Below are 23,128 nucleotides of genomic sequence, written 5' to 3' on the forward strand. Positions count from 1 at the left end.
CCTCTTGTTATGGGGGAAATAAAAAAAGGGATGCAACCAGAGCCACAATTGCGCTGTGGATTAGTGAGCATCCCTCATTAAAACGCCTGATTATTTCCAGCGGCAGGCTGCCGCTTGCTCATTAAGCAGTGATGGTGATTTTCACCTGCATACCTAACGCATGGTTCACACATAACGCCGAATTCTCGTGCATAACGTGGTAAGCATCTCCTCGTTCACTCAGGTAGCCCCAGGAGTAGTATTCAGCAGGTGCAGCATCGATCAGCGCGAAGTTGCCGCTGGCAGCGCCGTAGATGTTCTGATAAGCATTTGTGCCTTTGCTAAACACAGGCACCGCCACCATGTCGGCATCGTCCGGCATCTGTGCCAGGATCAGCGGATCTGTCACTTTAACAATGTCGATAGGCGCACCAGGCAAACTAAAGGTTGAAACACCAGGTAGAAGCTCGTGACGCTGATAGAACAGGTTACGTTCATCGTATGGCGCTACATACTGGAACACCTTAGACATACTGTCAGAGAAGCGAATCTGGCTAAATGCAGCAGGTTTAGCGAATACGATCACTCGTTCAATCTGACCAGCCAATCCACCTGCGGCAGCCTGAACTTTGTCTAAGATGGCATCAAAATCCTGTGCCGCTGTCGCTGCACTCACGCTGGCTGTCATTGGCACAACGCCAAACAATTCAGCATAAGAGATCAGCAGGTCATCAGTTGCAGGGGTGTACACTTCACCTTTGAACAGTGCTCGTGCAAGGTAAGATTCACGGGTACGAAGGTAAGCAATTTTATGTTTCCCAGTGTACTCGGTGTACAGGTCGGTAACGGTTTGTTCGTAATCAGTGCCTTGTACCCTTTTCCCTTGTACGTCTACTGGTTTGAAGGTGTCTTCCCTTGCAAACCAAGGAATCTCCACCAAATATTCTTTACCATTCTGACGCGCGGTAGTGTCGTGGTTTGATGAATAACGGCTCTGCGGAGTGTTAAACAGGCTGTAGTTATCATCCAGAAGCTGTGTTACCACCACTTTCGGATTCTGGACGCCTACCCCGTCGAATAGATCGAGGGCATTCATAAGGTAGTTACGTTCCGGCAGGGCCTGGAAGATTGGCGCTAAGTCCACCAGATCGCGCCCGATTGCGATTTTAGTCATTAATGATCATCCTTGATTAAGAGGTGAAGAATGGACGGCATACGAACCCTTTGGATTCGAGCGTGGTGATAGCTGCGGCGTGATTCGCTGCGTTCAGGTTGTCGGCTTTCAATGCTACGAAGCTGCCAACATTAGGCGCACGTAGGACATTTACCGTTTTACCGTCGCCAGCACTGACGGCATCGGACACCACCACAAAGGCATCATCGCCGGAGGTGTATAGAGCGCCATCAGCGCCGATAACATCGCCGCAATCAATATCTGCTGGCAGGTCGAAAACACGGCCTTCTACGGCTGCAAAAGAATCAGTGGCGTAGCTCACTACGTCAGTGAAACTCTTACGAATTGGGAAAAGTTCGGTTAGGTCTACAATCATTGTTGTTTGATTTCCTTGGATTTGATTGCGATCCGTTCCTGCATACTAAGTTGAGGTGTGTCCTCAGAAGGGAAATACTGTTCTACAGCTTTTTCTATTTCTTCAACGGTACATCCTGCCATTTCAGCCACTTTAGCTATTAACTCAGGATTAACTTGAATCACTTCGGATTTGTATTTTAGGATTCGGTCGCGATTGTTTAATAAGAACATTGTGTTGTTCCTTCGCGTTGTGTCTGCGTGCAGCATTTATGTTGTGCGCAGGGTAAAGAGAAGGGCTACCGAAGTAGCCCTGGAGAGTATGCCCTTGTTAGAAAGCATTTTTTAACGTCATCGTTTCGGAGGATTATGATGTTAAAGAATGGTTTCTTGAATAAAATGAAGGGCGCAACTGTTACGAATAACAGAAGAAGGTTTCGCCCGTCATTGCTCCTCATTTTTAAAAGCGTGTAGCAGCGCCCAGGAATAAAATGAGGCTTTCTTTATCTATCTACTACCAGACACTTTCGGGAGTGTATTAATAGAAGATTTGCCAGCCTGAACGTAACTACCGCTGACGGCGTTTATTCAGTATGACCGCTTATAATCCCTAACGGAGGTTATAAGGCTTAGAGCACGGAATATGCTCTCTGAAAGAGAATGTGCGCGGTGATTGTTCGTTATCACCCGACACAAGTGGGAACGCCCGCGCCACCCTTTGGAACTAAACACAACAAAGGAAAACAACCAGCTTTCAGAGAGAAAATTCAGATGGAAAGAGTGCCGCTATGGGAAACGGCATTCAGGAGGGTGAAGTGATTCGAATACTATCCCTACTTCTTATTCTATAACATTTCTGTTAATTTGTCAATACCCAAACCAACATTTTATTCACTTTTCTTGCATTTTTATTCAAATTCGCTTACTGCGTATTTCTCGGCAATGGCTCCTGCCAGTTCCGCAAGTTCGGCGGTGATGTATTGCAGGGAGCAAGCAAGCTCTTCAAGGTCATTGGCAATGCGCCACGCCTGATCCACGGTGACGGTATCCCCGTTCATCTGCACCAGGTGCTCTACAGCAGCGCTCCAGTGTTCAAGGGCGGTGATTGCCTGTTCTGTGTATTGTATCGCTTCCAGGAGCGCGGAGGGCGTTCTCTCACACCACGCCTTATTAACAAGCCGCAGGGCTGGTAAATGCCAGATATCGTGGAAAGAGTTAATAAGGGTGTTCACGATGTTCACGGTGTCCATAGTGTTAAGAGTCATAATGTTCCTTGGTATCAAATAGGGTGTCAAAGTCGCGGGTTAAATTGTTAAGGTGATTAACCGAAAGCCAGCCGCAATAATGTTCGTATGAGGAGAAATTAAGAATTTGCCATTTGTGGAGGTTTGAAGAATCCACATTGAAGATTTTCATCTTCCTGGGTTTCCAGAATGCACCAGGGCAGCTATTGAGAATATCCTGTAATGCGCCCATCTCGTCAGGAGACATTGCAGGGCTATTCTCTTCAATTATTGTTGTTTGCCATTCACCAGGAACAGAATTGTATTCCTTCGAAAGGCGAGATAGATTTTGAAAATCAGATGTTCGTAATAATGATTGTGCGTTTCGTTCAAATTTTGTAACTACGTTACGTTTTCTTTTTCCCATTCATTCCTCGTAGAGGGGGAAACTCCTTGTCTTGTCATAACGTATACGCCATAGAATATGGTGAACCACCATAAAGCAGTTATCATAAAAGTTTCCCTATTGTGTGTTTTAGAAATTAGAGTAGATAAATTCTACATTGTCTCGTTCGATGTGTTTCAGCGTGAATGATAGATAATGGCTTTCATCGTCGATATCAATCACACCAATGTTTCGCAGCGCACGAAGCCAGAACCTGATCCCGTTATCACTTACACCGGATTTATCAGATAGCTCGCCGTAGGAAATGCGTGTCCTACGTCCTCTCCAGAACCAAACCAAGGCATAGTAAACGCCCTTCCCGCTATCGTTGATCTGTATCTGGTTTGTGTTGTTTAGTTTTATATATTGTATCAATTAGGTCTCCGTTAAAATGGTGTTCCGAATCGTCCATAGAAGTGTGGATAACGATGTTCAAATCGCATTTCTAATTCCTCTTCGAATCTGGAAGGTAGTTTCATACTCTTGCGGTGCAATACGCGGCGAGCGTAGTTAATAAATGTGTCCCCCCTGTTTTGCTGCCGTAAACTTTCCGGTTTGGACAATAGATCGCACATTGCGTCTATTTTCATTTCATCGGTAATCGTTTCAGGCAGTCCTAAAGGCTCAGACTTTTCTGTCGCATCATCCTGCGTTTCCTCTGCCGTAGCTGGTTCAGGCACTAAGTTAGAAACGATAATGGGTGCTGCTGGTAATTGATCTGGTGGGATAACATGAGCATCAGTAAGTGGTAATGCAGTATAAAGCAGCGATGAAATATTGGGATCTGGGTGTTCGTCTGTTATCACCAGACCTAACTTCCTTAGGTCTTCAATACGTCTTTTTACCGTTGAAGATGATGTTTTATGTTTTCTCGCCAACGTAGCGTGGCTCTCGTAGCAATTACTATCGTTCGCTTGATAACTCAAAAAGCGGCAATACAAAGCGACGTGAAAACTGTCGATCACTTTACCATCGGGAAAATCGTTCGAATAAAGGCGTTCAATGTCTTCGAAGAAGGTAAATTCTTTAATAAAGGTATGCGATGTTACAGTTTTATCATCTTCATCTTGATAGTCTTGTTTATGTTTTGCCTGAATCTGGGCGAGGGTTTTTGCCATTGTTCTATGCTCCTATGTATGCTCAGTAAATTACGAATGCTCTTCATTTGGGTTTTCTCCGCTTCTCATTCGTGGGGGGATGTAAATGCTGTTTCGTAGTTGTTACGCGCCAGCTTTCGAATATTTAACCGCCAGGTTTTGACACTCTTCAAGAAGTAGTGCGCTTACGCTCATTTTTCGGCGCTTTGCTTCTTTGAATAGAATCTGAAATGTCGCATCAGGGATCATTAACGATGTGGACGGCGGTAGTTTGGTTTTCTTCTCGATCATTCTGGTTTCCTCCTTCTGGTTTATTCGTTGGTGGTCGAAGTGCGGATTTCATCCCAGCGCTTCAATACTTCTGTGAGAAAGGCTTCCCTCTCGTGGTATCCACGAGCGCGGCAAGCGTTGCGTAGTGCTCGGATGCGGTAACGGTTGGTGGTTCCGTCTTTCAATTGTTGAAGTGTGTCTTCAACGTCAAAGTATCTCAGTGTGGCCTCCTATGGTTGGCGTAAATAAAAAGACACCTTGCAGCCTGACGGCTCAAAGTGCATTAAGAGATTATGTGGATAAAGTTTTATGGTATATGGGTATTCTAACCTATTTCTAAACTTTTGTCAACCTCTCAACGGTGATTATTCGAAAATTTTTTGATCATTTTCAATGCGTTGTATTTCTGCTTTGCGATTTGTGCTCTTTATACACAAAATAAACAGTGGATGTCAATCTGTTTTTGTGGTAGAACGTGCCACCAGAGAAGACAGCCACAAGAACAACGAAAAACAGCCTGTAACGCTCTCTGCGGCGTTCTGACGCTTTCAGGCTACCATTGCATTCCCTACCCTGTTTAAATCGCTCTACGGGCTTCCTGTGCGCCCTGTGGCACTTACCGAAACCAATAGCACAACTACAGAGGGATAACGGTAGTTATCAGGATAGTAGGTGTTGGTATTGGATTGAGGCTGGATGAACTGGAGCTATCAGCGACCAGTGAAGCCTTAGCCACTGACTTACTGAAACCTTGCATGGGTGAACGTTAGTTCATGAATGTATGGTTGAAGTTAGTCAGCTTATCAGATGGAAAATCAACGGTAGTTGGTTGGTCAGATGGTAATTCCGCGCACAGCGCAATGGTATTCGCCCACGGCGAAATCATCGTGTGCAGCCGTTTTCACGGTGGCAACGCCATTGCACCATACAGAATGTATAGATAACGCTTTGCTGCGTCGTGAGCGGAACGAGGCCAGCCAACGTAGCCCGAAAGGAAGCGAAGTAAGGCTGCTTGCCAGGAGTGACGGCGAAGAGCCGCCAGCAAATGATCTTTGCGACAAGCGCAAAAGGCACTGATCTAATAACTGATCTTATTATTAGTATTATAGTTAATCTTATTATGTGTCACCGTGACCTACCCCCCAGGTCAGCCTGACCTACCCCGTATGTCACAGTGGACTAACCTACCGCCAAGATAGCAAAAAACGCCATTTCACCCAACGGTAGATCGTCGCCCTGCTCACTACGAATCGCACATGCAACAATCCTAAGAACAGCCAGAGGAAAATATTAGATTATCCCTATCAAATCCATACATTATTAACGTCAAAACCTATCTTAAATGTCAGGTAAAGATTGCCGTTGTTACAGGGATCAAGTTACCATAGCAATTAAGATAGTAACAATTGAAACTATCACTCACTTATACGAAAGCCTTGCGCCGTGAGGCTCACAGCGATCATTGTCCACAATGTACACTTTCATGGTAGGTGCAATGTGCTGAACGAGCTTTCTAAATTGAAACGATGTTTCTTTTTTCATGCCGAAACCCGCCAATTAATTAGCATTCTAATCATTTCTTGATGCAATCAACTCAGGTGAGAATTATTATCATCTATCGTGCGATATCGCCCCGCTTCGATACACATTAGTAAAGTGTATTCTGTAACTTGTTGATTTAACTTATTCAATACACTTTTACATCACTTCACCGTGCGAACAGGGGTAACACCCCACCATAGAAAATAAATTTCTTGACATAACCACAGTTTCATGAATCATTGATGAAATTTAATTTATTTTTATTTTTCAATTAGTTACAGATATTCGGTACTGACAGGCGGCAAAATTGGGGTGGCCTTGATCACGCCGTTAAGCAACTCAGGCAACCGCGCATACCTTTTGATCATTTCGTGCTATTCATAAACAAACGTATCGTGCAACATATTGAAAATGATCAATTTCTGATCAATTATGTTTTCAACGAAACGAACAAGAGGAAAAATAACGATGAAAGGAATTAGCCAGGCCCTAAAGAGTGCAGATGAAGTTAAGGCATTGGCGGCATCGCTACAGCGCAACACCACCACCAACCTGTTTTATTGCCTGTGGGTGTTTATGTATGAAAGCGGTCTACGTATCTCTGACGTGCTCAAACTCCGGTACGAAGATGTAGAAGGGCAATCTCACCTCAAGGTGAAGCAGGAGAAAACCGGAAACGTGGTGAGGCCAAAGGTGACAGCCGCGATGCTGTCAGTGGTGGCGCAACGCAAGGCAGAGCAAGCCGATATGCCAGTGAAGACAGATTTCATCTTTAGCAAGGGCGATCTCCGTAGCAAAGGCAACGCCGTAACCCGTAACACGGTATTCACTGAATTTGGGAAGATGGGACGTAGAGCAGGATTCTCTAACGTGGGATGCCATACACCACGTAAAAGCCGTGGCCGAATTTTATTCGAAAATGGGGTGGCTATAGAGACAATCGCCCATTTCCTGGGGCAGACAGATCCGCGCTCAACCATGTATTACATCGGGTACGGTCAGGACGTGCAGGACGATTTAACAGAGGAGTTTTCTTTAGAATGGTGATCACCATGAAAAGTTTGAATGTGCTGACATTGGCAGTCTTGCCATCCTTGGCGAATGTCAGACGACTATAAACAAATGTTACATAACGTCAGTTTGTCTTTGGGAATATTTCTGAAAATGAATGGGTACAATTGCAGAATGATAAGGGGAGTGATTAACTGCAAGCCTAATTTATTATCGATACTCACAGTAAGCTGAACATGAACAGCAAAAATAGAATTCAAAAAAAACTGCTGAAATATCATCACATTGACCTTAAGAACCCTCGTCACCAGTCGGATCTGGCAGGTTCGGACCTGCGGTTTATGGATCTTAGGAGGTTTAACTTGCGTAATATTAATTTATCGGGTTGCGATCTTTCGTTCAGCGATCTTCGGGGAGCCGATTTCTCATATGCCTCTCTGAAAGGGGCAAATCTCAGCCACTGTAAAACGGAAGGGGCGATTTTCAGTCACGCGAACTGTACCGGAGTGGACTTTTCAGGAAGTGACATACAAAAAGCTACTTTTACTGGGACACTGACAGAGCGTGTGGATATTAGCAGCGACACGCTGTCATCCCGACCGCTCATCTCCGTCTATATGCCTACTTGGAACCGTGAAACACTGACGATCAGGGCTATACAATCAGTATTGAAACAGGATTATACACACTGGGAACTCATTATTATCGATGATTTCTCATCGTCATTTGATAAGCTTCAGACTTATATCGCCGATCTGAATGACCCGCGCATTACCTACATCCGCAATGAATTTAATTCCGGAGCCTGTGCCGTCCGGAATCAGGCGATACGAATGGCCAAGGGATATCTGATAACGGGTCTGGATGATGATGATGAATGGCTGCCGACACGCCTGTCCTCCTTTCTTGCCTGCCAACATAAACTTCAACAGCACAGCTTCTTATACGCTGATGATTACCTTTGCGACAGCACCGGATACAAGCACCTTAATGAATTACAGGTTTACCCTAAACCTCCCTATAAAAAGAACCTGTTTGATAAGCGGAATATTATTGGCAACCAGATGCTTACTTTAACCAGCCGGATGCAGCAGGTTCTGTTTGATGAACACCTGACCGCCGCTCAGGATTATGATGCATTCTACCGGTTGGCTGAAACCTATGGCGATCCTTTCAAACTGGACGTGATAACTCAGGTGCTATATGTCAATCACGGTGAGGTCCGCATCACCTGCTCAGGACGTAAGTTTTCAGGTTATCTGGATTTTTACCGGAAGCACAAAGCCAAATTAGACGTATCGAGTAAAAAATATCAGCTTTTCACCCTATACTACATTCGAAATAAAAGGATGCGTCCACAAACGCTAATAAAGCTGATGACACTACGCAATCTGAAACGCTATCTGATGATGTATTCCAGCTTTCGGAACAGGAAGTTCTAACACGTACAAATGATGAGAGGATAGTCTTTAACACTCCAAGGGCGCAACGCCCCCTTTACAGCTATACGTCCCACGCAAAAGTTTTCTTTTTCCATCTTGGTTATCCTTTGCTGTGGGTAATCAAAGGTAGCGTAGCGCAGATTTTGGACAATACAAGCCTTATTTCCCGTTGTTATTTTCCCCGTCCTCTTGTCGCATGGACTCGATAAACTCCCGTTGCTCCTGTGTGATTTCAAGTTCTTCCAGCAAGCGATCTAACTCTTCTTTGAGTGATTCCTCTTGAATCTGTCTGTTCCCGATAGCCATGTTCACCCTTGGGAGATTAGGATTAATCTCAGGTTAACCAGGGTGCAGAAAATGCGCAACTAACAGAATTTGGACAATAAAAGCCTAATGCCCGTTGGTGGTAAGACAACGCGCTGAGCCGTTAGGCGAGAACATCAGGGTGTGTCAGACAGTGAAGTTTATCAGGATGACCATGTACCCAAAGGGAGCGAGGCCGAACCGCTGGCAGAGCTTGCATATGGTCTGCAAGTACCTTGCTCCGCTGCACTTCGCAAGGAGCGTTACCACCATAAAACCTGTTTATTCCCTGCAACGTCATCACGACGTGTGGCATGTGGGAGCATCGGCAAAAATGCGCTTCACTGAAAGGTTATGAGAAGTGCGATCCGTCGCTGCCTGGTGTAGGCTTTGCGTTCATTGTTGGGCTATCGCGGTAAGAACTTGAAACCACCGCCGACGATTGGCTACACTCTCATTTCACCGAGTAACCATTCGTGACAAGTGTCAAAGTAGTGAACTATGGTAGAACGCCTAAGCATGTTAGTAAGCACTACTGCGTAACATGCTGAAAGAACCGGAGATTTTCGAACGGTTCCACCTGGGGAAATTCTGGAGCGGGCGAAGGGAATCGAACCCTCGTATAGAGCTTGGGAAGCTCTCGTTCTACCATTGAACTACGCCCGCTTTGAGGTGCGTAAGGCATTATAGACCTTACGCCTCTTCATACAAGCCTTTACTCCACTAAGTGGCGATTAAATAATCACTTAGCACTTCGGCTTACTGCCCTGCGCCGGAAGATAACGCTGCGGATCGATGGCCGTGGCCTTATAGCGGATCTGGAAGTGCAGCTTGACCGTATCCGTCCCGGTACTGCCCATGGTCGCAATCTTCTGCCCCGCCTTCACGTTCTGCCCGTTATTGACCAACATCGTGTCGTTATGCGCATACGCCGTAATGTAGTCCTCACCATGCTTAATCATGATCAGGTTACCGTATCCACGAAGCTGGTTACCGACATAGACCACCTTCCCGGCCCCTGAAGCGTAAACCGGTGTGCCGCGTGCGGCAGCGATATCAATACCTTTATTGCCACCTTCCGAGAGCGAGTACGGCGCAACCACTTTTCCGCTTGCAGGCCAGATCCAGCAGCGCTGACCGACCGGCGGCCAGGATGATTTAGGCACCTGATAGGATGGCGTGACTTTGGCTGTTTTACGCGTTGAGGACTTTTTCCCTGAGGAGGAACCGCCGTTAACCTTGAGCTTCTGCCCTACCTCAATAGTATACGGTGGAGAAATATTATTCAGGCGCGCCAGCTCCTTCACGCTGGTTCCCGTGGCGCGTGAGATGCGGTAGAGCGTGTCCCCGCGCTTAACGGTATAGACTGCACCGGAATAACTGCCCATATCCGAAGATTTACTCCCCGAGCATCCTGCTACAAGTAGCGTCAGCGTCAGGCAGAAAACGGCAATGATCGGGTTTCTCGTCAGGCTTCCTGCAAACAAAACAGCTCCTCGGTCAGCGTGAATGGCGCACTATGATAGCAGCCCAAACTGATGCGGGTCATGCCCTTTTCCGCTCTGTGGGCCAAACCGTTCGCATAAGAATGCAGTATAATAATTCCGCTGATGGTGCTGAACCATTAAGCATTTTGGCACTGGAGCATCAATGAGTATTCAAGAACACGTTATTTTGGTAAATGACCAGGGAAAAGTGATTGGCACTCAGGAGAAGTACGCCGCTCACACGTCACACACCCCGCTACACCTGGCCTTCTCTTCATGGCTGTTTAACGCTAACGGAGAATGTCTGATCACCCGTCGCGCCTTAAGTAAAAAAGCCTGGCCCGGCGTATGGACCAACTCCGTTTGCGGTCATCCACAGGCCGACGAAGCGACAGAGCAGGCGATTATCCGCCGCTGCCGCTTTGAAGTCGGCGCCGAAATCACAGACATCACCCCCATTGCCCCGGAGTTCCGCTACCGTGAAGCCGACCCGTCAGGGATCGTTGAAAACGAAATCTGCCCGGTCTATGCCGCCCGCGTAACGAATACCCTCGCAATCAATGACGATGAAGTGATGGAGTATCAGTGGGTGGAGCTGGACGCGCTATTCCGCGCGCTGGACGCCACACCGTGGGCATTTAGCCCGTGGATGGTGCAGGAAGCGAACACCGCGCGTGAAAAACTCAGCGCCTTCGCGGCGCAATAAAAAAGCCCCGGCGATAAACGCACGGGGCTTTTTTTACGTCTTAACGGCTTATTTCACCGGACGCATCGCCGGGAACAGGATCACGTCGCGGATGGTGTGGCTGTTGGTGAACAGCATCACCATACGGTCGATACCAATACCCAGGCCAGCCGTCGGCGGCAGGCCGTGCTCCAGCGCGGTCACGTAGTCTTCGTCGAAGAACATCGCTTCGTCGTCGCCTGCCGCTTTCGCGTTAACCTGATCCTGGAAGCGCTGCGCCTGATCTTCTGCATCGTTCAGCTCGCTAAAGCCGTTACCGATTTCGCGGCCACCGATGAAGAATTCGAAGCGGTCAGTGATTTCCGGGTTCTCGTCATTACGACGCGCCAGGGGAGACACCTCCGCCGGGTATTCGGTGATGAAGGTCGGCTGAATCAGGTGCGCTTCGGCCACTTCTTCGAAGATCTCGGTCACGATACGACCCAGGCCCCAGCTCTTCTCAACCTTGATACCGATGCTTTCAGCGATCGCTTTCGCAGAGTCGAAGTTATCCAGATCCGCCATGTTGGTTTCCGGACGGTATTTCTTGATCGCTTCGCGCATGGTCAGTTTTTCGAACGGCTTGCCGAAGTCGAACACCTCTTCACCGTAAGGCACCTGGGTGGTGCCCAGAATGTCCTGCGCCAGGGTGCGGAACAAGGATTCAGTCAGCTCGATCAGATCTTTGTAATCCGCATACGCCATATAGAGTTCCATCATGGTGAACTCTGGGTTATGACGTACGGAGATACCTTCGTTACGGAAGTTACGGTTGATCTCAAACACACGGTCGAAACCGCCGACCACCAGACGCTTCAGATACAGTTCCGGCGCGATACGCAGGTACATGTCCAGGTCCAGGGCGTTGTGATGGGTGATGAACGGACGGGCAGAGGCACCGCCTGGGATCACCTGCATCATCGGGGTTTCTACTTCCATAAAGTCGCGGTTAACCATGAACTGGCGAATACCGGCCATGATCTGGGAGCGAATTTTGAAGGTCTTACGGGATTCATCGTTAGAGATGAGATCCAGGTAACGCTGACGATAGCGCGCTTCCTGATCCTGCAAACCGTGGAACTTGTCCGGCAGCGGGCGCAGGGCTTTGGTCAGCAGACGCAGTTCGGTGCAGTGGATAGACAGTTCACCGGTCTTGGTTTTGAACAGTTTACCTTTAGCGCCCAGGATATCGCCGAGGTCCCACTTTTTGAACTGCTCGTTGTAGATGCCTTCCGGCAGGTCGTCACGAGAGACGTACAGCTGAATGCGGCCGCCAACGTCCTGTAAGGTCACGAAGGACGCTTTACCCATGATACGACGGGTCATCATGCGGCCCGCCACGGACACTTCAACGTTCAGCGCTTCCAGCTCTTCGTTCTCTTTACCGTCGAAGTCTGCGTGCAGTTGGTCTGAGGTGTGGTCACGACGAAAATCGTTCGGGAACGGCACGCCCTGCTCGCGCAGCGCTGCCAGCTTCTCGCGGCGGGTTTTCAGTTCGTTGTTAAGATCGACTACCGCGTCAGCGCCCTGTGCTTGTTGTTCAGACATGTTGGTTCCTCATAACCCTGCTTTCAAACTTGCTTCGATAAATTGGTCCAGGCTGCCGTCCAGCACCGCCTGCGTGTTGCGGGTTTCAACCCCGGTACGCAGGTCTTTGATGCGGGAGTCATCAAGGACGTAAGAACGGATCTGGCTGCCCCAGCCGATATCGGACTTGTTGTCTTCCATCGCCTGCTTCTCAGCATTTTTCTTCTGCATCTCCAGCTCATAAAGCTTCGCTTTCATCTGCTTCATGGCCTGGTCTTTGTTCTTATGCTGGGAACGGTCGTTCTGGCACTGTGTTACCAGCCCGGTTGGAATGTGGGTAATACGCACCGCAGATTCCGTACGGTTAACGTGCTGACCACCCGCGCCGGATGCGCGGTAAACGTCGATACGCAGATCCGCCGGGTTGATGTCGATATCGATATCTTCATCGACTTCCGGGTAGACAAACGCGGAGCTGAAGGAGGTGTGACGACGGCCGCCGGAATCGAACGGGCTCTTACGCACCAGGCGGTGAACGCCGGTCTCGGTACGCAGCCAGCCGTAAGCGTAATCGCCAATAATCTTGATGGTGACGGATTTGATACCCGCCACTTCACCTTCGGACTCTTCGATAATCTCGGTTTTGAAACCGCGCGCTTCCGCCCAGCGCAGGTACATGCGCATCAGCATGCTCGCCCAGTCCTGCGCTTCGGTACCGCCAGAACCTGCCTGAATATCGAGATAGCAGTCAGCGCTATCGTATTCGCCGGAGAACATGCGACGGAATTCCAGCTGCGCCAGCTTCTCTTCCAGCACGTCGAGCTCTGCCACGGCTTCGTTAAAGGTTTCTTCGTCGTCGGCTTCGACAGCCAGCTCCAGCAGCCCAGAAACATCTTCCAGACCCTGCGCCATTTGATCCAGCGTATCTACGATGGCTTCGAGGGAGGAACGCTCTTTACCCAGCGCCTGAGCGCGCTCAGGTTCGTTCCAGACGTCCGGCTGTTCCAGCTCGGCGTTTACTTCTTCGAGACGCTCTTTCTTGGCATCGTAGTCAAAGATACCCCCTAAGAACGTCAGAGCGCTCCGTGAGGTCCTGAATGCGGTTTTTTACCGGATTAATTTCAAACATGGTCTGTTTTCTTTTATGAGCTTGTCAAAATGCGGTGATAAGAGCGGGATTGTACCGAATCCACGCCCTTTTTTATAGAGATTACTGACGCTAAATTGGCCAGATATTGTCGATGATGATCTGAAGGGAGCGGTTACCGCGGAACTCGTTAATATCCAGCTTATAGGCCAGCTCAACCTCGCGCACGCCGTTGTCCGGCCAGATGGAGGTATCAACGTTAAAGGCGATGCCGTCGAGCAGCGGTCCGCCGCCGACCGGTTCCACCATCACTTTGAGATGGCGTTCGCCCACGATGCGCTGTTGCAGCAAACGAAAACGTCCGTCGAAAAGCGGCTCCGGGCACATCTGCCCCCACGGGCCGGCATCGCGCAGCATCTGCGCCACCTCCATGGTCATTTCAGCCGGTGAAAGCTCACCGTCAGAAACCACTTCACCCTGCAACAGAGCCGGATCGATCCACTCGGTGACCAGTTCGCCAAACAGACGCTGGAATTCGTCGAACTTCGCCTCTTCCAGCGACAGGCCTGCCGCCATCGCGTGACCGCCGAACTTGATCATCAACCCCGGATGCAGCGTATCCAGACGCTCCAGCGCGTCGCGCATATGCAGTCCCTGAATGGAACGACCGGAGCCTTTCAGCGTGCCGTCCCCGGCGGGGGCGAACGCAATCACCGGGCGGTGGAAACGCTCTTTAATACGCGACGCCAGAATGCCCACCACGCCCTGGTGCCATTCGGGGTGATACATCGCCAGCCCGCCCGGCAGGGTATCGCCGCTGCGCTCCAGCTTTTCGCACAGGGTCAGCGCTTCAGCCTGCATCCCCTGCTCAATCTCTTTACGGGTCTGGTTGAGTGCGTCCAGCTCACTGGCCAGCACACGCGCTTCGCCGATGTTGTCGCACAGCAGCAGCGCGACGCCAACCGACATATCATCCAGCCGCCCCGCCGCGTTCAGGCGCGGGCCGAGGGCAAAGCCTAAATCGCTTGCCGCAAGCTTCAGCGGATCGCGGTTGGCAATTTCCAGCAGCGCCTTAATCCCCGGACGGCATTTACCTGCCCGAATGCGGCTTAAGCCCTGCCAGGTGAGAATACGGTTATTGGTATCGAGCGGCACCACGTCCGCCACGGTTCCCAGCGCCACCAGATCGAGATACTCCGCGAGGTTCGGCACGGCAATCCCACGCGATTCGAACCAGCCCTTATCTCGCAGCAACGTGCGTAACGCCAGCATCAGATAAAACGCCACCCCTACTCCGGCCAGCGATTTCGACGGGAAATCGCAGTCGCGCAGGTTCGGGTTAATGATGGCTTCGGCGGCAGGCAGGGTTTCGCCTGGCAGGTGGTGATCGGTGACCAGTACCGGGATCCCCAGCGCATGGGCATGATCAACCCCCGCATGAGAAGAGATCCCGTTATCCACGGTCATGATCATCTGTGCGCCACGGGCGTGGGCCTGATCGACCACTTCCGGGCTGAGGCCGTAGCCGTCTTCAAACCGGTTCGGCACCAGGTAAGTCACGTTATCGCAGCCCAGCGCACGCAGGCTGAGCACGCTCAACGCGGTACTGGTTGCGCCGTCTGCATCGAAATCGCCCACCACGACAATCCGCGTGCCTTCCCGGAACGCGTCGTAGAGCATTTCAGTCGCTTTTTCGATGCCACTCAGCGCTTGCCAGGGCAGCATGCCTTTGACGCTGCGCTCAAGATCGCTTGCCGTACGCACGCCACGGCTGGCATACAGCCGCTTTAGCAGCAGCGGAAGCGTGTCTGGTAAATCCGCGGTTTCACCCGCATCGCGGCGGCGCAGTTTTATCGGGGCTTTCACGCGAATTATTTACCACCCATCTGTTTCTGGTGCTCGTCGAGGAACGCTTTCATCTCTTTTGGACCCTGGTAGCCCGGCACCACGTAGCCGTTACTCAGCACAATGGCTGGCGTACCGCTCACGCCAAACTGCACGCCCAGCGCGTAGTGGTTAGCGATGTCGATATCGCAGGACGCGGGCTTCACGCCTTTGCCGTTCATCGCGTCATCAAAGGCCTTGTTGCGGTCTTTCGCACACCAGATCGCTTTCATATCCTGCTCAGGCTGGCTCTGCACGCCAGCGCGTGGGAAAGCCAGGTAACGCACGGTAATGCCCAGTGCGTTGTAGTCTTTCATCTCTTCATGCAGCTTGTGGCAATAGCCGCAGGTGATGTCGGTGAAGACGGTAATAACGTGCTTTTCCTGCGCCGCCTTGTAGACAATCATCTCTTTTTCGAGCGCGTTCAGGTTTTTCATCAGCAGCTGGTTGGTGACGTTCACCGGCTGCGCGCCGCTCACGTCGTACATAGGCCCCTGAATGATGTGCTTGCCGTCTTCGGTCACGTACAGCACGCCGCTGTTGGTCAGCACCGTTTTCATGCCAGCCACCGGCGCTGGCTGGATCTCGCTGCTGGCGACGCCGAGTTTCGTCAGAGACTGTTTAATGGCGGCATCATCCGCATGGGCAAAACCGGAAACCGAAGCTGCCAGCAGGGTGAACAGCGCTAAAGACTTTTTCATATTTGTTCCTGTAACAATTCGTCGGCACTCACGCGCGAGGGTGGTGCTGTTGGTGTAGCTGCCGCAGGCGTTCCGTCGCGACATGGGTGTATATTTGCGTCGTTGAAAGATCGCTGTGTCCAAGCAACATCTGCACCACGCGTAAATCAGCGCCGTGGTTTAACAGATGCGTCGCGAAGGCGTGACGCAAAACGTGCGGCGACAGCTTCTCACTGTCAATACCCGCCAGTGTGGCGTAATGTTTAATGCGATGCCAGAACGTTTGTCGCGTCATCTGCTGCGCGCGCTGGCTCGGGAACAATACATCTATGGAGACGCCGTTCAGCAGCCACGGACGCCCGTGTTCCAGATACGTCTCCAGCCAGTAGACCGCCTCTTCACCCAGCGGCACCAGCCGTTCTTTGTTCCCTTTACCGATAACGCGCACCACGCCCTGACGCAGGCTGATATCGCTCATCGTCAGGCCCACCAGCTCGGAAACGCGCAAGCCCGTGGCATACAATAGTTCAAGCATGGCTTTATCGCGTAACTCCAGCGGAAGGTCAACTGCGGGCGACTGTAATAATCTCTCAACTTGTGCTTCGCTGAGATCTTTTGGCAGCCGCTGAGGCAGTTTAGGCGATGCCAGCAGTGCGCTGGGGTCATCCGCGCGGATCTTCTCGCGGTACAGGTGCTGGAACAGGCGGCGCATGGCGCTCAGCAGACGTGCAGAGCTGGTGGCTTTGTACCCCCCTTCCATCCGCTCAGCCAGTAACCCTTGCAGGTCATCGCTTTGCGCGCTTTCAAGCGTCAGCCCACGATGTGCCAGCCACTCGACCAGCAGCGTGAGATCCCGACGATAGGCGCTGAGCGTATTTTCAGCGAGGTTTTTCTCCAGCCACAGCGCGTCGAGAAACTGTTCGATGAGTGCGAGATCCTTTTCCACATCAGCCCCTTTGGTTCTGCAATCTGGCCATTATGCCTGATTGCCATCGGTTTCTGGTACACTACGCGCAAAGTCATAGCAAGAATTGAGATAGTTACGCGATGAATATTGGTCTGTTCTATGGTTCCAGCACCTGCTACACCGAAATGGCGGCGGAGAAAATTCGTGACATCATTGGCCCGGAACTGGTGACGTTGCATAACCTGAAAGATGACGCGGTCGCCTTGATGGAGCAGTACGATGTGCTCATTCTGGGTATCCCTACCTGGGACTTTGGTGAGATTCAGGAAGACTGGGAAGCCATCTGGGATCAGCTCGATTCAGTCAATTTTGAAGGCAAAATCATTGCGATGTACGGCATGGGCGACCAGCTGGGCTACGGGGAGTGGTTCCTTGACGCACTCGGCATGCTGCACGACAAACTGGCGCCAAAGGGCGCGACCTTTATCGGCTACTGGCCTACGGAAGGCTATGAGTTCACCAGTCAAAAACCGATTATTGCCGACGGTCAGCTGTTTGTCGGGCTCGCGCTGGATGAAACCAACCAGTACGATCTTAGCGACGAGCGCCTCCAGAGCTGGTGCGAGCAGATTCTGGGTGAGATGGCCGAGCAGTTCAGCTGATTTACTCCTGCGTCGGCTGTTGCACGATCAACCGGCGCAGATCTCGCCACTCCGCAGGATCCATACTGTCTGCGGCCAGCCACAGGTGCTGGCGACGGTTATCCTCGACCCGACGCAGCCGTAGCATCATCCCGGTATTAAGCATCCACGGCGTCCCCATCATCTCCCACTCTTTTCCCTGCCAGCGCAGGCGAGAATCCATCAGCAGCTTAATTTCACCCTGACGGGCGTTGATTCGACGCTGGCTGCGCACGCTGTCAAACACCACAAACGACAGCAATAGCAACCACAGAGGGGTATAGCTAAGCGGCCACGGCACCAATAACACCAGTGCCGCCACCAGCCCGTGGAGCAGTAAGGACATCCACTGTGAGCGCCACGAGACGCGAAGATCAGATTGCCACAGGACCACGTTCCTGATTCCGTGTTTGAATTAATTGCACCATCCGTTGCAACTCGGTGTCGGCGGGCTTGCCGTGATTCATCAGCCAGTTGAATAAATCCGGATCGTCAGACTCAAGCAGACGGACAAACAGGCGCTTATCGTCATCGCTTAAGCTGTCGTACTCATACTCGAAGAAAGGCATGATGGAGATATCAAGTTCACGCATGCCGCGACGGCACGCCCAGTGAATACGGGCCTTGTTGTTAATATCCATGTTCTGTTTCCTGCATTACGTTTGGCACAGTCGGTATCCCGTTTGGTATTCATTATTGCTCTCCGGGAACACCTGCTAGTGTAACGTGTTTTTGACCGTTTCTTTACTGGAATATTGCGAACCTCGAGCAGGCTCCCTGAATAATCCTTATAAAGACAGCGGATTACACTATTTTGCGTAGCGCCACGCATAACCGCGTAATGGCACGAATGGCCTGCTGAAAGCGCTTGCATTGAATACAGTCTCTTTTACCATTAGGTATTATCAAAGCGTTAAGCAATTCAGGACATCACTATGGCATTTACACCATTTTCTCCTCGCCAGCCCGCCGCCTCTGCGCGTCTGCCGCTGACGCTGATTACTCTTGATGACTGGGCACTGGCGACACTGACTGGTGCGGACAGTGAAAAATACCTGCAAGGCCAGGTCACGGCGGACGTGGCGCAGTTGACTGAGCACCAGCATCTGCTGGCCGCGCATTGCGATCCAAAAGGCAAAATGTGGAGCAACCTGCGTCTGTTCCGCCGTCAGGACGGATTCGCCTTTATTGAGCGCCGCAGCCTGCGTGACGCCCAGCTTAAAGAGCTGAAAAAATACGCGGTCTTTTCTAAAGTCACCATCGCCCCGGACGATGAACACGTTCTGCTGGGGGTCGCGGGTTTCCAGGCGCGTGCAGCGCTGAAAAACCTGTTTGCCCAGCTGCCGGATGCTGAAAAACAGCTGGTCAGCGAGGGAGCGACCTCCATTCTGTGGTTCGAACACCCGGCGGAGCGCTTCCTGCTGGTAACCGACGAAGCAACGGCGGAACGCGTCACTGACGCCCTGCGCGGTGAAGCACAGCTCAACAACAGCCAGCAGTGGCTGGCGCTGAATATCGAAGCGGGTCTGCCGGTCATTGACGCGGCAAACAGCGCGCAGTTTATCCCGCAGGCGACAAACATCCAGGCGCTGGGCGGTATCAGCTTTAAGAAGGGCTGCTACACCGGTCAGGAAATGGTGGCGCGTGCGAAATTCCGCGGCGCGAACAAACGCGCCCTGTGGACGCTGGCTGGTCACGCCAGCCGTGTGCCGGAAGCGGGTGAAGATCTTGAGATGAAGATGGGCGAAAACTGGCGCCGTACCGGCACCGTGTTAGCCGCCGTCCAGCTCGATGATGGCCGCCTGCTGGTGCAGGTTGTCATGAATAATGATATGGAGCCCGACAGCGTATTCCGCGTGCGGGATGATGCAAACACGCTCAGCATTGAGCCGCTACCGTATTCTCTGGAAGATTGATGCTGTATCGCCCGGTGGCGCTGCGCTTACCGGGCCTACGGTGTTGATATTCTCCCTCTCCCTGTGGGAGAGGGTCGGGGTGAGGGCATCAGACCGCACCTTACAAAAAAACTACACCTGCCCAACATACAGATAAATTGCCAGGAAGTGGCACACGCTGCCGCCCAGCACAAAGCCGTGCCAGATGGCATGGTTGTACGGAATACGCTTGCAGACGTAGAAAATCACGCCCAGCGAGTAGACCACCCCGCCCACCGCCAGAAGCGTCACGCCCCCCACCGCCAGCTTAATAGCTAACTGATACACCACAATCAGCGACAGCCAGCCCATTGTCAGATAGGTAACCAGCGACAACACTTTAAACCGGTGCGCAATAGTCAGCTTAAACAGGATCCCCAGCAGCGCCAGGCTCCAGATCACAATCATCAGGCCACGCGACAGCGGTGAGTTGAGCCCCACCAGCAAAAACGGCGTATAGGTACCCGCAATAAGAAGATAGATAGCGCAGTGGTCAAATTTCTTGAGCCATATCTTCGCCCGTTGATGCGGAATAGCGTGATACAGCGTTGAGGCCAGGAAAAGCAGGATCATACTCCCGCCATACAGACTGTAGCTGGTAATGGCCATCGCGCTGGCGTTGGTATCCACTGCCTGTACCAGCAATAACACTAAGCCGACAATCCCAAAAACCAGGCCAATGCCGTGGCTTATACTGTTGGCTACTTCCTCAGCCAGCGAATATCCCTGTGCGATTAATGGTCTGCTCACCATACTTAACTCCGGGAAAACAAAAGATGATTATTCATCGCCAGTCTATGCTAACTGAGAATGATTCCAGTGAACACCTGTTAGCTAAAATAAATCCACACTCAAGATTTATTCTTATAAATCAGCAAAATGTAAAAACAATCCACCGCACAGGTGTAAATGATTTCATTAACATCTAAGTAATCAAGGAGATAAATCCGTCTCCCGCCCTTCGTCATCATGGTATGCTTCAGGAATAGTGTCCGACAGCGAGTTTAGCCATTGTGAGTATGTTCAGCCATTCCGCCATTGCCAGCCTCAACAATCTGGAAATGATGGTCTACAACTATGTCATTAAGAACCGCGATAAAGTGATGTACATGACCATCCGCGAGCTGGCGGATGCGGCGGGCGTTTCCACTACTACCATCCTGCGCTTCTGCCGCAAGCTTAACTGCGATGGCTACTCGGAATTTCGGGTGCGCTTTAAACTCTATCTGGAGCAGAACGAGCCGCAGCAGGCGAATTTTGGTGCCAGTGAAATCATCAGCTTCTTTAAAAGCGTAAATAACGAAGAGTTTGATGCGCTATTAGATAACGCCGTCGATATTATTTTATCATCTGAACGAATTATTTTTGTCGGTGCGGGCACCTCCGGATCGCTGGCAAAATATGGCGCACGTTTCTTTTCAAATATCGGGAAATTCAGCAACCATATCGACGATCCTTATTTCCCGGTCACTAACGATATGGCTAAAAATGCGCTGGCTATTGTACTCTCCGTCTCCGGCGAAACCGAGGAGATCCTGCGCTTCGCCAGCCAGTTCAGCCTGCACCACTGCAAGGTGCTCTCAGTCACCAGCCACGAACATTCACGTCTCGCAAAGCTGGCGGACTTTAACCTCTCCTGGCATGTCCCGCAAACGCGCATTGGCGGCGTTTACGATATCACCACGCAAATTCCCGTCATCTATATTCTGGAATCATTAGGCCGGAAACTGGCGAAGAAATTAACAGAATAAAACATCCTGTTTTTTTGATGTGACAAATTACAATTTCCGCAAAATGTTATATCGTGACATTTAATTCCGCTTTGCTAGACTCGAAATCAATAAGTCCTGAATTGAGAATAGCAAAGATGAAAAAACTCACCTTACCGAAAGATTTTTTATGGGGCGGCGCGGTAGCGGCGCACCAGGTTGAAGGCGGCTGGAACAAAGGCGGCAAAGGGCCAAGCATCTGCGACGTGCTCACCGGCGGCGCACACGGCGTTCCGCGAGAAATCACGCAGGAAGTGATTGAAGGCAAATATTACCCGAACCACGAAGCCGTCGACTTCTACGGCCATTACAAAGAAGACATCAGGCTGTTTGCCGAGATGGGCTTCAAATGTTTCCGTACCTCCATCGCCTGGACGCGCATCTTCCCGAAAGGCGACGAAACTCAGCCAAACGAAGAGGGGCTGAAGTTTTACGACGACATGTTCGATGAACTGCTGAAGTACAACATCGAGCCGGTTATCACCCTCTCCCACTTTGAAATGCCGCTGCACCTCGTTCAGGAATATGGCGGATGGACCAACCGTAAAGTGGTCGATTTCTTTGTGCGCTTCTCGGAAGTGGTATTTGAGCGCTACAAAAATAAGGTCAAATACTGGATGACCTTCAACGAAATCAACAACCAGCGCAACTGGCGTGCGCCGCTGTTCGGCTACTGCTGCTCTGGCGTGGTCTATACCGAGCACGACAACCCGGAAGAGACCATGTACCAGGTGCTGCACCACCAGTTCGTGGCCAGCGCGCTGGCGGTGAAAGCCGCACGCCGCATTAACCCGGAAATGAAAGTCGGCTGCATGCTGGCGATGGTGGCGCTCTATCCATACTCCTGCAAGCCAGAAGATGTCATGTTCGCTCAGGAATCCATGCGCGAGCGCTACGTCTTTACCGACGTACAGCTGCGCGGCTACTACCCGTCTTACGTGCTGAACGAGTGGGAGCGCCGTGGCTTCTCCATCAAAATGGAAGCGGGCGACGAGCAGATCCTGCGTGAAGGCACCTGCGATTACTTAGGTTTCAGCTACTACATGACCAACGCGGTCAAAGCGGAAGGCGGTACCGGTGACGCCATTTCCGGCTTCGAGGGCAGCGTGCCGAACCCACACGTCAAGGCGTCCGACTGGGGCTGGCAGATTGATCCGGTAGGCCTGCGCTATTCGCTGTGTGAACTGTACGAACGTTATCAGAAGCCGCTGTTTATCGTGGAAAATGGTTTCGGGGCCTACGACACCGTGGAAGAGGACGGCAGTATCAACGATGACTATCGCATCGACTACCTGCGCGCCCACGTGGAAGAGATGATGAAGGCGGTGACCTGGGATGGCGTGGATCTGATGGGCTACACGCCGTGGGGCTGCATCGACTGCGTCTCCTTCACCACCGGCCAGTACAGTAAGCGCTACGGCTTTATCTACGTCAACAAGCACGACGACGGTACCGGTGACATGTCCCGCTCCCGTAAGAAGAGCTTTGAGTGGTATAAAACCGTCATTGCCAGCAACGGCGAAACGCTGTAATGGCTCGCCCTCTCTGCAAGCGGAGAGGGCAAACCGCTTATCTTCCAGACACTTCTTTACAGCTTTTGCGTTGCCAA

General features: G+C 51.1%; 24 protein-coding genes, 1 tRNA gene and 1 pseudogene. 8 read left to right on the forward strand and 18 right to left on the reverse strand.

The window, feature by feature from the left end; genetic code table 11:
• Positions 1 to 121 precede the first annotated feature (121 nt).
• The 7 genes from ACOTY5_RS11230 to ACOTY5_RS11260 form a co-directional block, all read right to left on the reverse strand.
• Positions 122 to 1,153: a major capsid protein gene (locus ACOTY5_RS11230; RefSeq protein ID WP_003862895.1), complete on the reverse strand. Its 1,032-nt coding sequence runs from the start codon at positions 1,151 to 1,153 to the stop codon at positions 122 to 124.
• A gap of 16 nt (positions 1,154 to 1,169) precedes the next feature.
• Positions 1,170 to 1,529 carry a hypothetical protein gene (locus tag ACOTY5_RS11235; RefSeq protein ID WP_023306878.1) on the reverse strand — a complete coding sequence of 120 codons (360 nt, stop codon included), beginning with the start codon at positions 1,527 to 1,529 and terminating at the stop codon, positions 1,170 to 1,172.
• Positions 1,526 to 1,741 (reverse strand): hypothetical protein, encoded by a 216-nt coding sequence (locus ACOTY5_RS11240; RefSeq protein ID WP_003862898.1) that lies wholly within the window; start codon positions 1,739 to 1,741, stop codon positions 1,526 to 1,528. Before ACOTY5_RS11240 ends, ACOTY5_RS11235 begins: the two co-directional genes overlap by 4 nt.
• 674 nt (positions 1,742 to 2,415) lie before the next feature.
• Positions 2,416 to 2,772, reverse strand: coding sequence for a hypothetical protein (locus tag ACOTY5_RS11245; RefSeq protein WP_003862900.1), 357 nt, complete (start codon positions 2,770 to 2,772; stop codon positions 2,416 to 2,418).
• A complete protein-coding gene (locus tag ACOTY5_RS11250; protein ID WP_032623407.1) occupies positions 2,762 to 3,157 on the reverse strand; it encodes a hypothetical protein in 396 nt (131 codons plus the stop codon). The genes ACOTY5_RS11245 and ACOTY5_RS11250 overlap by 11 nt, the downstream gene beginning before the upstream one ends.
• Positions 3,158 to 3,561: 404 nt before the next feature.
• Entirely contained in the window at positions 3,562 to 4,293 is a 732-nt protein-coding gene (locus ACOTY5_RS11255) for a hypothetical protein (protein ID WP_074161221.1), read from the reverse strand.
• A 102-nt stretch (positions 4,294 to 4,395) separates the two neighbouring features.
• Positions 4,396 to 4,563 (reverse strand): hypothetical protein, encoded by a 168-nt coding sequence (locus tag ACOTY5_RS11260; RefSeq protein ID WP_022649293.1) that lies wholly within the window; start codon positions 4,561 to 4,563, stop codon positions 4,396 to 4,398.
• Between the two features lie 1,989 nt (positions 4,564 to 6,552).
• Between ACOTY5_RS11260 and ACOTY5_RS11265 the strand changes: the two genes are divergently transcribed.
• The 3 genes and pseudogenes from ACOTY5_RS11265 (at position 6,553) to wcaA (ending at position 8,537) form a co-directional block, all read left to right on the forward strand.
• The gene (locus ACOTY5_RS11265; RefSeq protein ID WP_023306882.1) at positions 6,553 to 7,131 is read left to right on the forward strand and encodes a tyrosine-type recombinase/integrase; all 579 of its coding nucleotides are present in this window, start codon (positions 6,553 to 6,555) and stop codon (positions 7,129 to 7,131) included.
• 200 nt (positions 7,132 to 7,331) lie between these two features.
• Positions 7,332 to 7,634, forward strand: a pseudogene (locus tag ACOTY5_RS11270) (pentapeptide repeat-containing protein); the annotation flags it as partial.
• 48 nt (positions 7,635 to 7,682) lie between these two features.
• Positions 7,683 to 8,537 (forward strand): colanic acid biosynthesis glycosyltransferase WcaA, encoded by an 855-nt coding sequence (wcaA, locus tag ACOTY5_RS11275; RefSeq protein WP_072202517.1) that lies wholly within the window; start codon positions 7,683 to 7,685, stop codon positions 8,535 to 8,537.
• A gap of 159 nt (positions 8,538 to 8,696) precedes the next feature.
• Here wcaA and ACOTY5_RS11280 read toward each other — a convergent pair whose 3' ends face one another.
• The 3 genes from ACOTY5_RS11280 to actS form a co-directional block, all read right to left on the reverse strand.
• Complete coding sequence (locus ACOTY5_RS11280) at positions 8,697 to 8,843, reverse strand: hypothetical protein (RefSeq protein WP_003863460.1); 147 nt, start codon at positions 8,841 to 8,843, stop codon at positions 8,697 to 8,699.
• Positions 8,844 to 9,432: 589 nt separating this feature from the next.
• Positions 9,433 to 9,506 (reverse strand) — tRNA-Gly (locus ACOTY5_RS11285).
• A gap of 80 nt (positions 9,507 to 9,586) precedes the next feature.
• On the reverse strand, positions 9,587 to 10,327 hold the full coding sequence (gene actS / locus ACOTY5_RS11290) for an amidase activator ActS (RefSeq protein ID WP_022651807.1): 741 nt from the start codon (positions 10,325 to 10,327) through the stop codon (positions 9,587 to 9,589).
• A 163-nt stretch (positions 10,328 to 10,490) separates the two neighbouring features.
• Here actS and idi point away from each other — a divergent pair, with 163 nt between their 5' ends.
• Positions 10,491 to 11,033: an isopentenyl-diphosphate Delta-isomerase gene (gene idi / locus ACOTY5_RS11295; RefSeq protein WP_003863454.1), complete on the forward strand. Its 543-nt coding sequence runs from the start codon at positions 10,491 to 10,493 to the stop codon at positions 11,031 to 11,033.
• A gap of 48 nt (positions 11,034 to 11,081) precedes the next feature.
• Here idi and lysS read toward each other — a convergent pair whose 3' ends face one another.
• The 5 genes from lysS to xerD form a co-directional block, all read right to left on the reverse strand.
• Positions 11,082 to 12,599, reverse strand: a complete 1,518-nt coding sequence (gene lysS / locus ACOTY5_RS11300; protein WP_003863452.1) for a lysine--tRNA ligase — start codon at positions 12,597 to 12,599, stop codon at positions 11,082 to 11,084.
• Between the two features lie 9 nt (positions 12,600 to 12,608).
• A protein-coding gene (gene prfB, locus ACOTY5_RS11305) for a peptide chain release factor 2 (protein ID WP_096147815.1) occupies positions 12,609 to 13,707 on the reverse strand; the annotation gives its coding sequence in 2 pieces (ribosomal slippage) (positions 12,609 to 13,631 and positions 13,633 to 13,707; 1,098 coding nt in all).
• Positions 13,708 to 13,797: 90 nt separating this feature from the next.
• The gene (gene recJ / locus ACOTY5_RS11310) at positions 13,798 to 15,531 is read right to left on the reverse strand and encodes a single-stranded-DNA-specific exonuclease RecJ (protein WP_421631918.1); all 1,734 of its coding nucleotides are present in this window, start codon (positions 15,529 to 15,531) and stop codon (positions 13,798 to 13,800) included.
• 5 nt (positions 15,532 to 15,536) lie between these two features.
• Positions 15,537 to 16,250: a bifunctional protein-disulfide isomerase/oxidoreductase DsbC gene (gene dsbC, locus ACOTY5_RS11315; RefSeq protein WP_003863443.1), complete on the reverse strand. Its 714-nt coding sequence runs from the start codon at positions 16,248 to 16,250 to the stop codon at positions 15,537 to 15,539.
• Between the two features lie 28 nt (positions 16,251 to 16,278).
• Positions 16,279 to 17,175: a site-specific tyrosine recombinase XerD gene (gene xerD, locus ACOTY5_RS11320; RefSeq protein ID WP_003863442.1), complete on the reverse strand. Its 897-nt coding sequence runs from the start codon at positions 17,173 to 17,175 to the stop codon at positions 16,279 to 16,281.
• Between the two features lie 101 nt (positions 17,176 to 17,276).
• On the opposite strand from xerD, the gene fldB reads away from it, so the two are divergent.
• The gene (gene fldB / locus ACOTY5_RS11325; protein WP_015571793.1) at positions 17,277 to 17,798 is read left to right on the forward strand and encodes a flavodoxin FldB; all 522 of its coding nucleotides are present in this window, start codon (positions 17,277 to 17,279) and stop codon (positions 17,796 to 17,798) included.
• Between the two features lies 1 nt (position 17,799).
• On the opposite strand, the gene ACOTY5_RS11330 is transcribed toward fldB, so the two are convergent.
• Both ACOTY5_RS11330 and sdhE read right to left on the reverse strand, forming a co-directional pair.
• A complete protein-coding gene (locus ACOTY5_RS11330) occupies positions 17,800 to 18,210 on the reverse strand; it encodes a protein YgfX (RefSeq protein WP_017382887.1) in 411 nt (136 codons plus the stop codon).
• Positions 18,191 to 18,457, reverse strand: a complete 267-nt coding sequence (gene sdhE / locus ACOTY5_RS11335) for an FAD assembly factor SdhE (RefSeq protein ID WP_003863437.1) — start codon at positions 18,455 to 18,457, stop codon at positions 18,191 to 18,193. Before sdhE ends, ACOTY5_RS11330 begins: the two co-directional genes overlap by 20 nt.
• A gap of 294 nt (positions 18,458 to 18,751) precedes the next feature.
• Here sdhE and ygfZ point away from each other — a divergent pair, with 294 nt between their 5' ends.
• On the forward strand, positions 18,752 to 19,732 hold the full coding sequence (gene ygfZ / locus ACOTY5_RS11340; RefSeq protein WP_017382888.1) for a tRNA-modifying protein YgfZ: 981 nt from the start codon (positions 18,752 to 18,754) through the stop codon (positions 19,730 to 19,732).
• Positions 19,733 to 19,843: 111 nt separating this feature from the next.
• Here the strand turns inward: ygfZ and trhA are convergent, their stop codons facing one another.
• Positions 19,844 to 20,503 (reverse strand): PAQR family membrane homeostasis protein TrhA, encoded by a 660-nt coding sequence (gene trhA, locus ACOTY5_RS11345; RefSeq protein ID WP_003863433.1) that lies wholly within the window; start codon positions 20,501 to 20,503, stop codon positions 19,844 to 19,846.
• A gap of 266 nt (positions 20,504 to 20,769) precedes the next feature.
• Here trhA and ACOTY5_RS11350 point away from each other — a divergent pair, with 266 nt between their 5' ends.
• Together ACOTY5_RS11350 and bglA are read left to right on the forward strand one after the other, a co-directional pair.
• Positions 20,770 to 21,501, forward strand: coding sequence for a MurR/RpiR family transcriptional regulator (locus tag ACOTY5_RS11350; protein ID WP_015571796.1), 732 nt, complete (start codon positions 20,770 to 20,772; stop codon positions 21,499 to 21,501).
• Between the two features lie 116 nt (positions 21,502 to 21,617).
• Positions 21,618 to 23,051 (forward strand): 6-phospho-beta-glucosidase BglA, encoded by a 1,434-nt coding sequence (gene bglA, locus ACOTY5_RS11355; protein WP_017382891.1) that lies wholly within the window; start codon positions 21,618 to 21,620, stop codon positions 23,049 to 23,051.
• The last annotated feature ends 77 nt before the right edge of the window (positions 23,052 to 23,128 follow it).

Source organism: Enterobacter cloacae complex sp. SHL018 (assembly GCF_049237905.1).
Lineage (GTDB): Bacteria > Pseudomonadota > Gammaproteobacteria > Enterobacterales > Enterobacteriaceae > Enterobacter > Enterobacter hormaechei_C.

What these genes read in the sequence shown, in the direction of transcription:
- ygfZ (WP_017382888.1), top strand. Translation starts at nt 18,752, where the DNA reads ATGGCATTTACACCATTTTCTCCTCGCCAGCCCGCCGCCTCTGCGCGT.
- ACOTY5_RS11240 (WP_003862898.1), bottom strand. Translation starts at nt 1,741, where the DNA reads ATGTTCTTATTAAACAATCGCGACCGAATCCTAAAATACAAATCCGAA.
- idi (WP_003863454.1), top strand. Translation starts at nt 10,491, where the DNA reads ATGAGTATTCAAGAACACGTTATTTTGGTAAATGACCAGGGAAAAGTG.
- ACOTY5_RS11230 (WP_003862895.1), bottom strand. Translation starts at nt 1,153, where the DNA reads ATGACTAAAATCGCAATCGGGCGCGATCTGGTGGACTTAGCGCCAATC.
- ACOTY5_RS11250 (WP_032623407.1), bottom strand. Translation starts at nt 3,157, where the DNA reads ATGGGAAAAAGAAAACGTAACGTAGTTACAAAATTTGAACGAAACGCA.
- fldB (WP_015571793.1), top strand. Translation starts at nt 17,277, where the DNA reads ATGAATATTGGTCTGTTCTATGGTTCCAGCACCTGCTACACCGAAATG.
- ACOTY5_RS11235 (WP_023306878.1), bottom strand. Translation starts at nt 1,529, where the DNA reads ATGATTGTAGACCTAACCGAACTTTTCCCAATTCGTAAGAGTTTCACT.
- ACOTY5_RS11245 (WP_003862900.1), bottom strand. Translation starts at nt 2,772, where the DNA reads ATGACTCTTAACACTATGGACACCGTGAACATCGTGAACACCCTTATT.
- trhA (WP_003863433.1), bottom strand. Translation starts at nt 20,503, where the DNA reads ATGGTGAGCAGACCATTAATCGCACAGGGATATTCGCTGGCTGAGGAA.
- dsbC (WP_003863443.1), bottom strand. Translation starts at nt 16,250, where the DNA reads ATGAAAAAGTCTTTAGCGCTGTTCACCCTGCTGGCAGCTTCGGTTTCC.
- bglA (WP_017382891.1), top strand. Translation starts at nt 21,618, where the DNA reads ATGAAAAAACTCACCTTACCGAAAGATTTTTTATGGGGCGGCGCGGTA.
- ACOTY5_RS11260 (WP_022649293.1), bottom strand. Translation starts at nt 4,563, where the DNA reads ATGATCGAGAAGAAAACCAAACTACCGCCGTCCACATCGTTAATGATC.
- sdhE (WP_003863437.1), bottom strand. Translation starts at nt 18,457, where the DNA reads ATGGATATTAACAACAAGGCCCGTATTCACTGGGCGTGCCGTCGCGGC.
- ACOTY5_RS11265 (WP_023306882.1), top strand. Translation starts at nt 6,553, where the DNA reads ATGAAAGGAATTAGCCAGGCCCTAAAGAGTGCAGATGAAGTTAAGGCA.
- ACOTY5_RS11280 (WP_003863460.1), bottom strand. Translation starts at nt 8,843, where the DNA reads ATGGCTATCGGGAACAGACAGATTCAAGAGGAATCACTCAAAGAAGAG.
- ACOTY5_RS11350 (WP_015571796.1), top strand. Translation starts at nt 20,770, where the DNA reads ATGTTCAGCCATTCCGCCATTGCCAGCCTCAACAATCTGGAAATGATG.
- ACOTY5_RS11255 (WP_074161221.1), bottom strand. Translation starts at nt 4,293, where the DNA reads ATGGCAAAAACCCTCGCCCAGATTCAGGCAAAACATAAACAAGACTAT.
- lysS (WP_003863452.1), bottom strand. Translation starts at nt 12,599, where the DNA reads ATGTCTGAACAACAAGCACAGGGCGCTGACGCGGTAGTCGATCTTAAC.